The organism is Negativibacillus massiliensis (assembly GCF_900148495.1).
Taxonomy (GTDB): domain Bacteria; phylum Bacillota; class Clostridia; order Oscillospirales; family Ruminococcaceae; genus Negativibacillus; species Negativibacillus massiliensis.
Map to the genome: position 1 here is coordinate 399,068 of NZ_FTRU01000007.1, position 15,290 is coordinate 414,357.

General features: G+C 49.3%; 13 protein-coding genes. 9 read left to right on the forward strand and 4 right to left on the reverse strand.

The genetic code is table 11. The features are described 5' to 3' along the window. The first annotated feature begins 7 nt into the window (after nt 1-7). The 8 genes from BQ5375_RS04580 (at nt 8) to BQ5375_RS04615 (ending at nt 11,594) form a co-directional block, all read left to right on the forward strand. Nucleotides 8-1,126 carry a DUF4238 domain-containing protein gene (locus BQ5375_RS04580; protein ID WP_008982889.1) on the forward strand — a complete coding sequence of 373 codons (1,119 nt, stop codon included), beginning with the start codon at nt 8-10 and terminating at the stop codon, nt 1,124-1,126. Between the two features lie 32 nt (nt 1,127-1,158). Then, on the forward strand, nt 1,159-3,747 hold the full coding sequence (pglZ, locus tag BQ5375_RS04585) for a BREX-1 system phosphatase PglZ type A (protein WP_076917493.1): 2,589 nt from the start codon (nt 1,159-1,161) through the stop codon (nt 3,745-3,747). Between the two features lie 14 nt (nt 3,748-3,761). Continuing rightward, a complete protein-coding gene (brxL, locus tag BQ5375_RS04590) occupies nt 3,762-5,831 on the forward strand; it encodes a protease Lon-related BREX system protein BrxL (RefSeq protein WP_008982887.1) in 2,070 nt (689 codons plus the stop codon). A 32-nt stretch (nt 5,832-5,863) separates the two neighbouring features. Beyond that, nucleotides 5,864-6,739 carry a hypothetical protein gene (locus BQ5375_RS04595; RefSeq protein WP_076917494.1) on the forward strand — a complete coding sequence of 292 codons (876 nt, stop codon included), beginning with the start codon at nt 5,864-5,866 and terminating at the stop codon, nt 6,737-6,739. Between the two features lie 7 nt (nt 6,740-6,746). Further along, nucleotides 6,747-7,379 carry a hypothetical protein gene (locus tag BQ5375_RS04600; protein WP_020990057.1) on the forward strand — a complete coding sequence of 211 codons (633 nt, stop codon included), beginning with the start codon at nt 6,747-6,749 and terminating at the stop codon, nt 7,377-7,379. A 56-nt stretch (nt 7,380-7,435) separates the two neighbouring features. Then, on the forward strand, nt 7,436-8,830 hold the full coding sequence (locus BQ5375_RS04605) for an NYN domain-containing protein (RefSeq protein WP_076917495.1): 1,395 nt from the start codon (nt 7,436-7,438) through the stop codon (nt 8,828-8,830). A gap of 29 nt (nt 8,831-8,859) precedes the next feature. Further along, on the forward strand, nt 8,860-10,908 hold the full coding sequence (locus BQ5375_RS04610; RefSeq protein ID WP_076917496.1) for an ATP-dependent DNA helicase: 2,049 nt from the start codon (nt 8,860-8,862) through the stop codon (nt 10,906-10,908). A 74-nt stretch (nt 10,909-10,982) separates the two neighbouring features. Then, nucleotides 10,983-11,594: a hypothetical protein gene (locus tag BQ5375_RS04615; RefSeq protein WP_076917497.1), complete on the forward strand. Its 612-nt coding sequence runs from the start codon at nt 10,983-10,985 to the stop codon at nt 11,592-11,594. A 276-nt stretch (nt 11,595-11,870) separates the two neighbouring features. On the opposite strand, the gene BQ5375_RS04620 is transcribed toward BQ5375_RS04615, so the two are convergent. Further along, complete coding sequence (locus tag BQ5375_RS04620) at nt 11,871-12,446, reverse strand: SLOG family protein (protein ID WP_076917498.1); 576 nt, start codon at nt 12,444-12,446, stop codon at nt 11,871-11,873. Between the two features lie 151 nt (nt 12,447-12,597). Between BQ5375_RS04620 and BQ5375_RS04625 the strand changes: the two genes are divergently transcribed. Then, the gene (locus tag BQ5375_RS04625; protein ID WP_006573527.1) at nt 12,598-12,927 is read left to right on the forward strand and encodes a helix-turn-helix domain-containing protein; all 330 of its coding nucleotides are present in this window, start codon (nt 12,598-12,600) and stop codon (nt 12,925-12,927) included. 143 nt (nt 12,928-13,070) lie between these two features. Here the strand turns inward: BQ5375_RS04625 and BQ5375_RS04630 are convergent, their stop codons facing one another. The 3 genes from BQ5375_RS04630 to BQ5375_RS04640 are packed head-to-tail and all read right to left on the reverse strand — an operon-like array spanning nt 13,071 to nt 15,290. Continuing rightward, a complete protein-coding gene (locus BQ5375_RS04630) occupies nt 13,071-13,292 on the reverse strand; it encodes a hypothetical protein (RefSeq protein ID WP_076917499.1) in 222 nt (73 codons plus the stop codon). Beyond that, the gene (locus BQ5375_RS04635; protein WP_235849978.1) at nt 13,289-15,061 is read right to left on the reverse strand and encodes an antirestriction protein ArdA; all 1,773 of its coding nucleotides are present in this window, start codon (nt 15,059-15,061) and stop codon (nt 13,289-13,291) included. The genes BQ5375_RS04630 and BQ5375_RS04635 overlap by 4 nt, the downstream gene beginning before the upstream one ends. Before the next feature lie 13 nt (nt 15,062-15,074). Further along, nucleotides 15,075-15,290, reverse strand: coding sequence for a transposon-transfer assisting family protein (locus tag BQ5375_RS04640; RefSeq protein ID WP_008396825.1), 216 nt, complete (start codon nt 15,288-15,290; stop codon nt 15,075-15,077).

Genomic DNA, 15,290 nt, shown 5'->3' on the forward strand with positions numbered 1-15,290 from the left:
TGTAACTGTGGGAACAACTAAAAAGCAGCATTATGTGCCTCGTGTTTACCTCAAAGCGTGGGAAACATCAGTCACAACAGATCAAGAACCAAACAAGCAGATACAAGGTGTTTACAGACTTGACCACGATGAGAAACGTGGACATGGAACGCCAATAACTGCTGTACTTTGGGAATCCAGACTATATACTGTTGACTTTGCCCACAGCTACATCACACAATCTTGCCCAAAGATACTGGCTGATTTTGTTGAGCAGATATATGAGATCCTGCGAATAAAGCGCACACCGCCTGTTTATGGAAAACTTGGTTATAGTGTAATCAAAACGAAATCAAGCATTCGCAAGCATCTCTCGGAGATTGACCAATGGGATTTCTTCTATGACACAGGAGATCGCGCCCGAAAGAACGCCATCCTGAATGATATTCATGCCATCAACTCTTATTTGATTGAAGATGGTCTGGATTCGCATTTTGAAACACATTGGCAATCTCTATTGGAGCAGTTCATCACTGAAATGAACTCAGATGAATCGGGAATTGATGGGAAAAGCGAGAGGCACATTTCTATGGAAACAGCAAAGGATATGCTTGCGTTTTTCTTTATGATGCTTTGTCGAAATCCCCGGTTTGATGGGACAGGTATATATAGCTGGATTCGAGACGATATACTCGTTCCAGCTTTTCGCGGAGAACCTGATACACAGTCTGGCGAGAGCAACGGGAACGAAATTGAAGGATGGGCTGATGGCTTTATAGATGGCTTATGGTATGCAGAACTATACCGAATGCTATATAAAAACAAAGGCGGTCATTTCCATACATTCTTGGATATTGGAAGTCAGCGGCTCCAAATGATTCTATTTGAGGCTTACGGCGATGCCGGAGACTTTATCACTTCGGATAATCCAGCGTTTCAATATCATAGCGTTCCAGAATCGAAAAACATGAACGGCTATATCTTTCCGTTGTCTCCCAAGTATCTGTTGTTCATAGGTTCTGGCAATCTTCCAATCAATATTGTCGATATGCGATATGCTGATCGCAACACAGTTGCCTATTTCAATCAAGCCATCAGCCGAAACAAAGTCCAAACGGTCATTTCGCGTTGCAGGGACTTATCGTAATGGCTGTCATTCGCAATTAAGGAGAAAGAAAAATGTCCGAAGAACGCATACAATTTGATCTAATAGAACGCTTTACCGCCCCTCTACCTGAGTTCTATCAAAGACGGATCATCTTCTGGCAGGACGAGGATCGAGAGTTCGAGTCTATGCTTGACGAGCTTTACATCCCCGATGTAACAATTCTCAAGCTCACCGGCACGAACAACTTTGCCGTGAAAAAGTTGCTTCTGCACGATGATCTAACAGACAATTATCTGATTTATAATCCCTTCTCTTATGCTGACCCAAAGGATAATTGGCTGCTGGATATTGAAAAATTCAGTGAAGAATACCGTTCCGACCTCATCTCCACGCGCATGAATGAGCTGAATATTGAGGCAAGTCCGGCGATGCGCAAGACGGTAAAACTGTACGCAAAATTCTTTGACAGCAAAGAGCGGATTGAAAGGCTGAAAAGAATTGGGCGAGAATACCATACACCGTTGCAGCTTCATATTGACATTATGGCTGTGCTGGCAGGACTAAACGGCGGCTCTGCGCAGGATGTATTTATTGCTGTCCTTTCTGCAGGACAGGGTGAGGAAAACAATGCCGTCCTCAGCAATATCAAAAAGTTCGGCAACATTGACGCTTTCTGGCAGCTTGTCCGCAAGTACACGGGCTACATCCATGAGGATGAAAAAGCGCTTGACCTGTTCGCTGCCCATGTGCTGCTGACCGCCCTTGCGCAGACGATGAATCCCAGCGTTCTCAAAGGCTTGGAGCGTTTCATCTCTGATTCCAACAAGGCGTATTGTTACAGTATTGTCCACGAATGGCGCAACCGCGAGGACAACGGTGCGCTCTGGGAATTGTGCCGCAGTGTGGAGCAGGAGTTGCATCTTGCTTCCCGATTTGAAAAGCAGGATATTGAAACGCTGCTGACAGCAGACATTTTCCCGTCCATTCATGAGGTCATCCTGAGCCGCTTCTTCTCCGAAATTGCAGATCATGTGGTAAAGACCGAGCTGATGCTGAAAACTGCGGAAAACCGCCGCACTTCCGGATGGATTGAGCGGTTCGAGAACTATTATGACTGTCTCTACTATGTTGCAAAGATGCAGAACTTTTATCAGGAGAATGCAGCAGGCTTCCATATCGTAGAACCGAAAGTAATCTGGAAGCTCTATACGGAGAAGGCGTATGAGATGGATAGCTTCTATCGGCACTTCCACTATGCCTTCGGATGCACTCTCAAGAACAGCAATGTGCTTCTGGAAGATAAGCTGAAACACGCAGCAGATTACGTTGAGGGGCTGTATCAGAACTGGTTCCTCAAGGAGTTGACCGGCTGCTGGACAAAAGCAATTTCTGACAACCTTGCCGCATTGGGTTATGTGTCCGAGATCGGCAAACAAAGAGACTTCTACTCTCACTATGTTAAGCCGCTTGCGGGGAAAAACTCCCGCGCTTTCGTGATTATATCCGACGCTCTGAGATATGAAGTTGCTGCGGAGCTATGCGATACCATCACCCGGACAACCAAGGGAACAGCGAAGCTCGATGCTGTTCAAGCAGTTTTTCCCTCAATCACAAAATTCGGTATGGCGGCTCTTCTTCCGGGGCGAAAGCTGTCTGTCAATGACGGCATGGATGTTCTCGTGGACGAAATGCCCACCCGTTCTACTGATGAGCGTGGCAAGATACTCTGTGCTGCTAACATGAACAGCGTGGCAGTTCAATACATGGACGTTCTGAACATGAAACGCGCCGAGCGGCGTGAGCTTGTGAGCGGCAAAGAAGTCGTGTATATCTACCACAACACGATTGATGCTATTGGTGACAAAGCTCCAACTGAGAAAAAGGTGTTTGATGCTTGCGAAGACGCTATGCAGGAGCTTTCCAATATTCTTCGTATTGTCATCAACGATATGCAGGGAACAGACATTTTCATCACCGCAGATCACGGTTTCCTCTACACATACAGTCCTTTGACCGAAAGCGATAAGCTGGGTAAGGACGCGATCAGCGGCAAGGTCTATGAAATTGGACGGCGGTATGTGCTGGCAGAACCCTCCGCAGCAGCAGAGTACCTTGTGCCGGTTCAGCTTGACGGTGAGATCGTCGGTACTCCGGTCAAGGGCTACACGCCTTTTGATTCCACACGCATACGGGTTTCTGGTGGCGGTGAGAACTATGTCCACGGCGGTATCAGCTTGCAGGAGCTTGTTGTGCCTGTTATTAGCTTCAAGAATCTCCGCTCCACAAGCAAGAAGTATGTGGAGGTTTCCAACGCAGAATTGAAGCTGTTGAGCGAAAGCCGCAAGGTGTCCAACCTGCTATTCTCTCTGGATTTCTACCAGCGTCAGCCAGTCGGGGAGAAGATTCAGCCCTGCACCTACTACATCTATATGACGGATGATGAGGGCGTGGTCATCAGTGACCGTCAGACTGTCATTGCAGACCGCACAAGCACAAATGCTTCCGAGCGCGTCTTCCGTGTGCGCCTCAATTTGAAAGCCGGTGCCTATGACAAAAACAAGATTTACCGCCTTGTTATTGCCAACGATACAGATGTCCCGGAAGAGGCTGAGTTCCATATAGACATTGCCTTTGCGGATGACTTCGGATTTGACCTGTGAAGGAGAAGCAGAAGATGAGCGAGTTTATTGAAACGGTATCACAAGAGGATGCAAATGCCGTAATCGACAGCAAACTGCGCAAGGTGTTCGACGGCAGGATTGTCCGCAAAGACCTCACAAAGAAAATCAAGGAAGGGGCAAATGTCCCCGTTTATGTCCTTGAGTTTCTTCTTGGACAGTATTGCAGTTCCGATGACGAGGATGTCATTGAAACCGGGGTTGCAAACGTCAAGCGGATTCTGGCTGAAAACTACGTCCGTCCCGACGAGGCGCAGAAGATCCTTTCTGTCCTCCGTCAGCGAGGCAGCTATACCGTGATTGACAAAATCACGGTGAATCTCAACATTAAGACGGACAGCTATGAGGCTGAGTTTTCCAATCTTGGAATCAAAGCTATTCCTATCTCTGAGGATTACCCGACTAAATACGACCGGCTTCTCTGCGGCGGTATCTGGTGCATTGTCCAGCTTGAATATGAATATGTGGAAGAGGATAAGCGCAGATCCCCAATACTCATTCATAAGCTCACGCCTATTCAGATGCCTCATGTGGACATTGAGGAATTGAAGCAGGGGCGAAAAGCGTTTACGCAAGAAGAATGGATCAAGATCCTACTTCGCTCCATCGGTATGGAACCGGACAAGTTGAACGACCGCGAACGCTGGCTTCTGCTTGCCCGTATGCTGCCGCTTGTCGAGAACAACTTCAACCTCTGTGAGTTAGGTCCGCGAAGCACTGGTAAATCCCATATCTACAAGGAAATCTCCCCGAACAGCATCCTTGTTTCCGGCGGTCAGACCACCGTCGCGAACCTGTTTTACAACATGGGCAGAAAAACCGTGGGCTTGGTTGGCTTGTGGGACTGCGTAGCGTTTGACGAGGTTGCCGGTATCAACTTTAAGGACAAAGACGGCATCCAGATCATGAAGGACTATATGGCGTCCGGCTCCTTTGCCCGTGGCAAGGAAGAAAAAGCCGCAACCGCTTCTATGGTCTTCGTCGGCAACATCAATCAGAGCGTGGATGTGCTGCTGAAAACGTCCAGTCTCTTTGACCCATTCCCTCCCGAAATGGGAACGGACACGGCATTTCTCGACCGTATGCACTGCTACATCCCCGGCTGGGAGATACCGAAGTTCCGCCCCGAACATTTCACCAATGACTACGGATTCATCACCGACTATCTGGCAGAGTTTATCCGGGAGCTTCGCAAGGAGCAGTACGGCGATGCGCTGGACAAGTATTTCCGCCTCGGCAAAAACCTTAATCAGCGCGATACCATTGCCGTCCGCAAGATGGTCGGCGGAATGATCAAGTTGCTCTATCCGGACGGGGAGTTCACGAAAGAACAGCTTGAAGAAATCCTCAAGTTTGCGCTCGAAATGCGCCGCCGCGTCAAGGAACAGCTCAAAAAGCTGGGCGGTATGGAGTTCTATGACGTCAATTTTTCGTACATTGACAACGATACCTTTGAGGAACATTTCGTGTCTGTCCCGGAACAGGGCGGCGGAAAACTCATCCCCGAAGGAATGTGCAATCCCGGTCAGGTCTATACGGTTTCTCAGGGAAAGAGCGGTATGATCGGCGTCTTCCGTCTGGAATCGCAGATGCTTCCCGGCAACGGCAAGTTTGAGCGGACAGGACTGAACTCTGACGGAAAGTGCAAGGAAGCGGCAAATACCGCATTCAACTATCTGAAAGCGAACGGCAACCGCATCAGCGGCACGATTAGCACAACAACAAAGGACTATATCATCAACTATCAGGATTTGCAGGGCATCGGCATGACCGAGAAACTTGCGCTTCCCACGCTGATTGCACTCTGCTCGATTGCGCTTGGGAAACCGACCCTCAGCAGTCTGGCGGTGCTGGGCGAGATCAGCATTGCCGGAACCATGCTCAAGGTGGACGAGCTTGCAAATGCCCTTCAGGTCTGCCTCGATAGCGGTGCAAAGAAGGTGCTTCTTCCCATTACCTCTGCGGCTGACCTCGGAACAGCTCCCGCCGATCTAATCGGCTGCTTCAACCTGATTTTCTATCAGAGTGCGGAAGACGCTGTTTATAAAGCATTGGGCGTTGAGTGACGCCAAAGCCCTGATTGGAAGGAGGCGTACCCGTGTCCAAGAAAAAACGTTCAAAGAAGCGTGAGCGTATTCCCGTAATAGATACCTTGATTGATCTTGCCGGAGCAATGACCTTGGATTATCTTGCAGCAAAACGTAGGCAGAAATATGGTACAAAGCACAGCAAGAAAATTGATCCATACGCTGCCACCGGTGCTGCAATGGGCATGGGTCTAATTAAGGACACAGATGACCTCATCAAGTTTGGCGGTGTCCTTGGCGCAATGGGAGCTTTTGATTCTGATGATGATTCACCAGTCAACAAAGTCGCATACATGGCTCCCCGTGATAACCGCTACGCTTGGCGCCTGAATTGCGAGGATGGCAGCGCATACGGTATTGATCCAAACAATTATGAGACAAGAGACGAATATAATGAGGCTCTAAGCAGGGAAAAACACGGATGGCGTGATTACTGTGAAGATGGCTCAGACTACGGGATTTCACCAGAAGACTACGAGACTGCGGAAGAATATAGTGCAGCAATAGATTCAGCGGAGTTCAATAGCTTTAATGAAAACGAGGATGATGAATTGATCATCCCGGATGATTCCTCCGAGAATATTGTGGGTGAGACATCTCCCGAATGCACGTCAAAAAGTGGCAGTGACCCGATTGAAAAACATGATCCGTATGCAGCAGATGATTTCCATGTATATATTTACTGCCTTGTAAAGCTGGATGGAACAAACACGATAAAGTTCTACCGAACGGAGGATCGTACCTTGAAGCGAGGTGAGGCGGTTTTCGTTCCAGACGAAAGCTCAGGCAGTAAATTGAGAGGAACAATATGTTCTATTGAGCATCACATGAGTTTTTCTGTTCCAAAGCCCGTAGAGGAAACTCCTGTAATCATTGGAAGGGCGTGATCAATGAATGGATTGGGACTCCTATTATGAGAAGTTCTACGAATGGGCAACCAGCACGCAGATCAAGAAGATGTCCTCATTGACCTCGTTTGGTGCATCCGCCGAAATCTCTGAGGTCGCGCAGGAGTATATGGATGAGAAGGCAGCATCACGACTTATAAAAAAAGCGGTTGCCTATGGTGTCCAGTTCACGCCAGATGAAATCTATGACCTTTCCGGCTGCTGCGATATATCAGCCATGAATGAACTACTGAAATCTGCAAAATGCACCTTTACGCAGGAGCAGTTGGAAGACCTTTGGGGTGCCGTAGACGATGAAGTTCTTGAGCTTGTAGCAAGGCGCAATCATGTGACTATGTTTGCAGATGACGAGAATGAAGCCCCTTCCGTAGAAGAGGAGATCGATTTTGACGAACCGAAGCAAAAAGAGCCAAAGCTCGGGTTCTTCTCAAAGCTCGGTATGGCACTTGCGATTGGAAGTCTTTTGGATAAGAAAAGCCAGTCTCACGACGGACATTGTACTGGTGACTGCGCAAATTGCCCTCCGCATTACGGGTACCGCTATGGAAGGTGGTATTATGGGCATGATCATACACACGGTTGCGAGTTTGGCGGAAATAAAGGCGGAGGCGGACTGTAAAGCACAGGATGAAAACAAACTCACTGCTTTTCGACTGAACGTGATAGGAGGCACACATGGATAACCCTTCTCTCAATCAGAATGGTATCGAATACAACGGAGAACAGATTGCCTACAAAGACAGCACCTATGAGCTTGTGTCAAAGGTAGCCTACCTGATCGGCGTCCCGCTCCGTATTTTTCAAAATGAACACGAGCCGCCGAAGATAGAGATATACGACCGGCTTGAACAGGATAAAAATGCCCGTATCATTCGCAATCTCTGTATCATCCGCACCGCCATTGAGCGCAACTACCGGAAAATAAATGACATCATGCGGATGGAATACCGTGGGCTTCTTTCGATGCCGGAGATCCTTCCAACATCCAGTATGCAGCAGCTTTCAAACGACGGAATCAGCTTTATCAAAAAGTCGAGTACAAAGCTCTGCCACCACATTATCGAGATTAACCGGCTGATTTCAGACCGCATTAACAACTGCAAAAGCCTCTTTCCAATCTGGATTAACTGGACGTACATAAAAGAGCTGTTCATTATGCCAAACGGCTTGACAGAGGACGGAACGAAAGATGCTGCCGATATTTATTACGCAAGTCTCTCCTACTACCCCTATCAAATGTATATCAACTGGGTACCGATGGACGAGGGTAATGTCCTCTATAATGATAAGAAGTTTGCTACCCTGCTTTATCAATGGCATTGCGACGCCTTCACGGAATACAGTAAAGTCTCTGATGCAGGGGCTTTTGTAAAAAACAATATCTATGACTTCATTGATGACAGCGAGAAGACCGTATTGGTAGTGGACTGCGAAAACTCCGACCCGTACAAGCTGTGTGCCACGCTCAAAAATCTTGATTATGAGGTCATGCAGAAAATTACGGCGATCATTCTCTTTGATGACGTACATACCGCTACGGCATGGCGGATTCTTGAAAACTACACCCGCATCCCCGTTGAGCATATCATGATTGAGCGGATCAAGCAGAACAAATCACTGGTAGACATCAAGCTCACCGCAAGAGCCTGTCAGGAACACTACCAGAAGCAAGTGGATTCCTTCGTCATCGTCTCAAGCGATTCCGACTACTGGGGGCTTATCTCTTCCTTGCCGGACGCCAGATTCCTTGTCATGATTGAGCGGGAAAAATGCGGACCGGATATGAAGGCGGCACTCGCAGAATCCGGGATATTCTACTGCTATCTGGATGACTTCTACTCCGGCAACAGCGAGGACATCAAGAAAAACGCACTGTTCAAGGAGATGTACCGCTGGATTGACAACTCCGTTCACCTGAACGTCAACGATATGTTTGACGCTGCTCTGCGAAACACGAGGATCGAAATGTCTCCCGCAGAGCGGTGGCAGTTCTATGAGAAGCACATCAGACACATGACGCTGACCATCGACGAGAACGGAAACGTCAGCATTGAACTGAAACGCGGATAGCATAGGTTTCTATTCCGGGAGGAATGTGGATGAACAACAGATTCTATTTTGGATTCAATACATCGGAGGAACGGAAAAAGCGCAGAAAAGCAGAGCTGTACTCCATGAGTGAGCAAGTCAGCACCTTCTTTTGGGATGAAGCCCCGCAGCATGGCTTGGAAATGCGTGAAGGACAGCAGGATATGTCCTTTGAGATTGTGGACGCCCTCATAAACGATCAGCATTTTGCGATTGAAGCTGGCGTGGGCATTGGAAAGTCCTTTGGCTATCTTGTGCCGGTGCTGCTGTACAGCAAACGCATGAACAAGCCGGTTATCATCGCAACCTCGACCATTGCGCTTCAAGAACAGCTCTGGCGCGATGTCCACGCGGTAATGCCCCTTCTTGGGCTGAACAGAGATGTTATCCTCGCAAAAGGACAGACCCATTATCTCTGCAACAAACGCGCAGATGAGTATATGTGTGACCCGAAAGCAGACCCACCGGACGCGATCAAAGAAGGAATCAAGCAAGGGTATGAGGAACGCAAGGATTTCCCGGAGTTTTTGCCGCAAGGAGTCTGGGACAAGGTAAACGTGCAGCGGTTCAGCATGAAGAATTGTGGCTCCTGTGAAAAGAAGTGCAAGTATTACAAAGTCCGCGCAGCATTAAAGTTTACGGATGGAGTGGTACTGTGCAATCAGGATTTTTTAACCCAGCATCTCATGAAACTCCGGCGCGGTCAGGAAGGGCTGATTAACGCCGCCGCTGATCTGCTTGTCGTGGATGAAGCACACAACTTGGATGATAAGGTGCGGAGTGCCACAACGGAGCGTTTCGGGCAAGGTATGCTCTTTGGAATGATTAAGAACGCATTCTATGAGCTGCGATCCTTTGACCAGAGCAGTGTGTCAGGTGAAAAGCGAGAGGCAGAGAGCGCAATCATCGCCTTCTATAACTGTCTGAAAGCACAAGTCCAAAAGCAGATCAACGAGGCAGAACAGGATATGCGCTACGCTGACCGCTTTTTCTTCGACAACAATGGCAGTGCGATTGAACTGCTTACCGAGATGAACGCCGCCATACACAACCTTTCGTCCAGCATTCAGATTTATTCCAGCATGGATTTCAGAAACAACCGTTCCTTTGCTGCCTCTGATGATCTGGATGCCGTCAGCGAGTCCCTTTCAGAGCTTCTTGACCAGATAGACGATATGCTGATCTGGATTGAGCAGCACGGCAGCAACACGGAACTCGTCTATTGCCCTAAAAACACAAAAGAAATTGTGAGCCGCCTATACTTCAATGGTGATGAAAGAACCATCTTGACCTCTGCCACGCTGACGAACGCCACGAGCGGGTCTCTGGAAGAACAGTATTCTTACTTTATCAGCAATACCGGCTTTCCCGCTGGTGACCGCGGCTGCTTATCCGAGCCAAAGCCTTCCCCATATCCATACGATGAACACGCCATGATCTACTATTGCGACGATCTCCCGCACCCGACCAGAGAACATGAAGCCTTCATTGAAAAGGGTGTGGAGCGACTGCTTGAGATCCTGAGCATTTCCAACGGAAAGGCACTCGTGCTGTTTACGGCAAAGACCGACATGGAAGAGGTCTACTCCATTCTCAGTGAGAAAAATCTTCCGTACAAAATCTTGATGCAGCAGCCGGGATCGTCGCAGGACAAGGTGCTGAATGAGTTTAAGGAAGATACGAACTCCGTGCTTCTGGGGACGGGTGCATATTGGGAAGGTATCAGCATTGAAGGAAAAAGCCTTTCCAATGTCATCATTTTCCGGCTTCCGTTTCCTGTCCCCGATCCAATTATCGAGTATAAGTGTTCCGTTGCTAAGGATGCCCTGATGGATGTTCGTGTTCCCGAAATGATTATCAAGCTCAAGCAGGGCATCGGGCGATTGATCCGTAATTTCACAGACACCGGCATTGTCTGCATCATCGACCGAAGACTGCGGGATGAGCCGCCTGAACGCTATCATGACATTACATGGGACTCCCTGCCTATCAAAAATCGGACAAGCAGTTTGGAGGAACTGAGGAAGTTTTACGAAGGGCTGCCATCAGCCAAGGAATGATGATACAAACGGCAGTCTCTTCGGAAACATAGAGCAGCCCCCCAAAAACGAGAATCAGAAAATGGAGGTGTATCATGGTGTACAATGAAAATCTGCACGAAGAAGAACAACATCTGATCCAGCAGATCGCCGAACAAACAGAGAGAGGTAAAATCGACTGGGAACTAACAGAGTACAATCCGCTGTCCTTTCTGAATGAGGACAAGATAGACAAGAACCCAGCAGTAATCTGTCAGTCCTTCTCCTTTGAAGCGATCATCGGCGGCTCCCGTTACGAGCTTGATGTCATGGAGAATATTGATGTGCCGTCCGGTATGGGAGACTACACCATAACCTTGACGCGGGATGAAATCGAAAATTATCTTAAAATTGAGGAAGCGCTTTCCTTTGACTGTGACCGCTATGAATGCACACCGGAGGAAGTCGCAGAGCGATTTACGGACAGCCCCATTGTCCGTCTCTGCAACGCCATCATTCCTGCCACGCTTGGGCAGGAAGATTTAGAAGAGGTCTTCACATGGGCAAGGTTTTTCAACGAGACTGGCATTTCTGCAAAGCTGATGAATCATCCGCTGACCAAGCTCTGTGAAAAGCTGTTCGACGAACACCGTCTGATGGACTTCCATCGCTGCGTCTTGGATGTGGGCTATCGAAAGCTGCTCCTAAATGAACTGGCTCATAACTAAGACACGGAAAAACGCCCCCGACACTGTGCCAGACGCACAGTGCCGGGGGCGTTCCCGTTTCCAGCGATTTATTTTTCTCTCGGCAAGGGACTGTTCATAAGGTGACACTTTCCGTTTTGCGAAGCCGTGAAAATTCGATGTGTTCCGTGGAGATGTTCACTGGGCAGCATACGCCGTACACGTTTCCAATAATCACCGAGTAGTGCAATGTGTATTCACTATCGGGAAATACTTCACGGTTTTCGCAACGCTTGATTCAGGAGTGGGATTTTTGCCTTATTCCCGCGTGACATCAAGGGAAACCGGATTGATGACGATGATGGTCTTGCTCTTTTGGTGGGCATATCTCACAGTATTCCCGGTACCGCTGGGGCATCCATTCCATACTGCGAGAATATAATCGGCGTGATCGACCATGTACCGATTTCTCTTGTCCATGCAGTCCGGCGTGTACTCCCGTTGCAGCATGGCCTCCTTGTCACACTTTGCCGCGATATTATAATACCGTTCCCGTGAAGCCACAGACCATTTGATCGCTTGTGTCTCACAAGGGATTGCGCTTTCCAGAGTAATGTGAGGGTATTTTGATTTCAAATCGAGTACAATTTCCGCAGCGTACATATCGACGCCAAGAGCCATGCCGGTAATAAAATGCGTGACGCCCTCGTTCTCAATGAGTGCTACAATCTGATCCCGCATAACAGACTTCAAAGAAGTACAACGCTTATCGGATTCATCAAAGCCGAACGGAAGACTCTGCGGTCTATGACCGGTAAACGCACAAGTCATGCCTTGAACGGATTGCTTTTCAACTTTTTGAGCAGACTTTCTAAACTCAATAATGCGCAACATGACACCCCTTCTTTCACTCCTTTGGTAGGTAACTCCATTCTATCACCCTCATCACGGACAGTCAACGCATTGTCGTTAGCAAAATCAACGACGTCGTACCGTGGATAATGACCCCGCCGTTAGGTACACTAAATGCAAAGGTGGTGAGGCTATGCGAGAGAAGAAGGACATCAATATTGAAATCGGCGGCAATATTCAAGTGGCAAGAGAACAGGCGGGCTATACGCAGGACACGCTCTCAGAAATGCTTGGCATGACGCCGAATCACCTGAGCGCTATTGAGCGTGGTGCTTCCGGTATTTCTCTTGAAGCCTTGCAGCGTCTTTGCCGTTTGCTGGGCGTCAGTGCGGACCGAATTATCTTTGGGACCGATGAGCCAGAAGCGGAAGCCCTTGCGCTTGCCAGACGTATTTCGGATATAAAGCCGGAATACCGGCAACAGGTTCAAGAGCTGCTGTCCGCTATTTTGAATATGTCATAAAAAAAGAGCCTCTGCCGACGCCCAAAACGGGCATCGACAGAGGCTCTTGGTTCGTTTTCCGGGCATTCAAACAAGTGCCGAAATCGACACTTATTTCCGCGCTAAAGATGAAACCACGCAGGGAATACAATCACTTAGGCTGGTCAATTTGCGCCGCTCTGGGGCTTGCAATCACAGGCTATTTCGCCCCTTAACTGTCTACACTGCGATGCCTTGCGGGAGAAATGCGGACAGGCGATGAGAACGGCACGGAAGCTCTGCTTGCAGCTATGGACGCAGCGGACGCAGAAGCGGTTATACTTCCGGCGTCCGCTGTCCCCGATGAAGAACGACCACTCATGCCGCCATTTCTGACTTCTGCTCATAAGTCAAGCTCTCCTTTGTGCTTTTTGGGAGGGCAGCATTCCTTCTGCTTTTCAGCCTTTGCAGACTTGAGCCTGTCCATGATGGAGGACTTCTCGCCGGTTTCGGGGGCTTTGGCATCAAGGGTCTTGTCCTCCTTCGGACCGTTGTTGATGATCCCGTCAATCATGCCGTAGTCATCCTCCATCGACATCTCCGCTGCCTTGAGGTAGTTTTCCTTCTCAAGAGCTGCCATCCAGCTTTCCTTGCTGATACCGAGCATTCCGCCCTTTGCCGCATGGTCGGCAATCTCCTTGGCATCCACGCACAAGCCCTCGGTGTTATCGGAATAGAGACGGTAAACCTCGCAGCCCTTCTCCAAAGCCTTTTCAGCCGCCTCCTGACCGGCGGGAAGGACGCCAGCCCATGCGTAGCCGTAGTCCTTCATATCCTGAACGGAGAGCGTGGGATCGGGCATTTCCGGCACTTCCTTGACCTCAAGGTCGAGAAGGCGGAGCGTGTCATCGTCAAAGCCGTTGTAGACATCATCAAGGACGAGCTTGCCGCGCTCATCGACGATGATGCAAGCCGCCTCATCGCCGTAGGTGTCATGCTCCATCAGGTAAAAGCTGTGACCGCCGACCTCGTGCTGGTCAATGGTGTGCCACGTCCCGATGTGACCGGCAACCGTCAGACCGGAGGTGTCGGCATTCATCTCAAAGTCCTTCTGCTCGGTAGCTTCCTGCTTCTGCTGCTCCTTCGAGATCATGGGGATCGCCACAATCTTATCGCCCAGCTTTGCAAACTGTTCCGGCACTTTGAAGTGGTCAGAGAACTTCTGCATCTGCTCTACGGTCAGAGAACCGAAGCTGTCATCCGTCAAGCCAACTACCAAGAATGTTCCGGCAACAACGTCGTAGATGTCACCGTCCTCATCACGCAGAGCGCGGTTCAGCGGCAGCCCTTCCAGCTTGCCTTCCTCGTTGCAGACTAAGGCAACCGGGTCTTCGTAGGGATAAATCGCCTCGATGCAGCCGCCGACCTCATGCTGCAAGGACTTGAGATCCGAGTCAATCTCCTTCACATAAGGCTCCTTTCCCGGCTCAACGACGAGAACGGCAATGGTGCTGTCACGCTCGACGGCTTCCCCTGAGCCGGTGATCCGGTATTCGTCGGGAATGTCATCAAGCTCCCCGTTAAACTGCCTGTCCCAGCGTTCGCTTGCAACACGGACATAGCCCTCATCAGTGAAGCGTCCCTGCTCATCCATCGCAATGTCGCGTCCATAGCGTTCATAGTCAATGTAATTTGCCAGAGGACCGAGATCCTTTTCGGAGTAAATACCGGCTTCGTGGGCGTAATAGTAGCCGAGATCGGATTCGTCGTTGATACCGGGCATGATGTCGTAGCAGTCCAGATTGAACGTCAGGTTGATGAGATCGTCGATGTCGTTGACCTCATCGCAGCCAGCCTCCATAACGGCAACGAGCTTTTCCTGATCGCTCAGGGAAAGCTCGTCAATCAAAGCGGCAAGGTAGTTGAGCTTATCAAGGCTCTCGTACTCGCCAAGCATCTTCTGAACGCCATAGATCGGGCATTCGTAGTCGGTGATAAACCACTCTTCATAGGGCTGACCGAACTCATCCTGCTTACCGATCCCGATGCGCTCAAAGACCTTCTGCATCTCTTCCTCGGTAGTGGGCAGCTTCACCCACTCACCGACCAGCATACCCTCGTTGTACTTGCCTAGGTTCGTGACGAAGGCTTCAAAATCACCGTCTAATACGGGCATAGGCATCCTCCTTTCAGTCATCCACCATGCCGTCCGGCATGATATACAGTTCCTCAAACTCCGCGTCGGTCATTGCTTCGAGCTTCCGGACGGTCTTATACATTAGCTCTGCGATCTCGCCGTCCATGTCGTTCAGGGTGACGCTCTTCATATCGTCAATCAGCCGCTTCCGGCTGGACGTATTGAAGCAGCACATCAGGTTGATTTCTTCCACGGTAAAGTTTTTCAT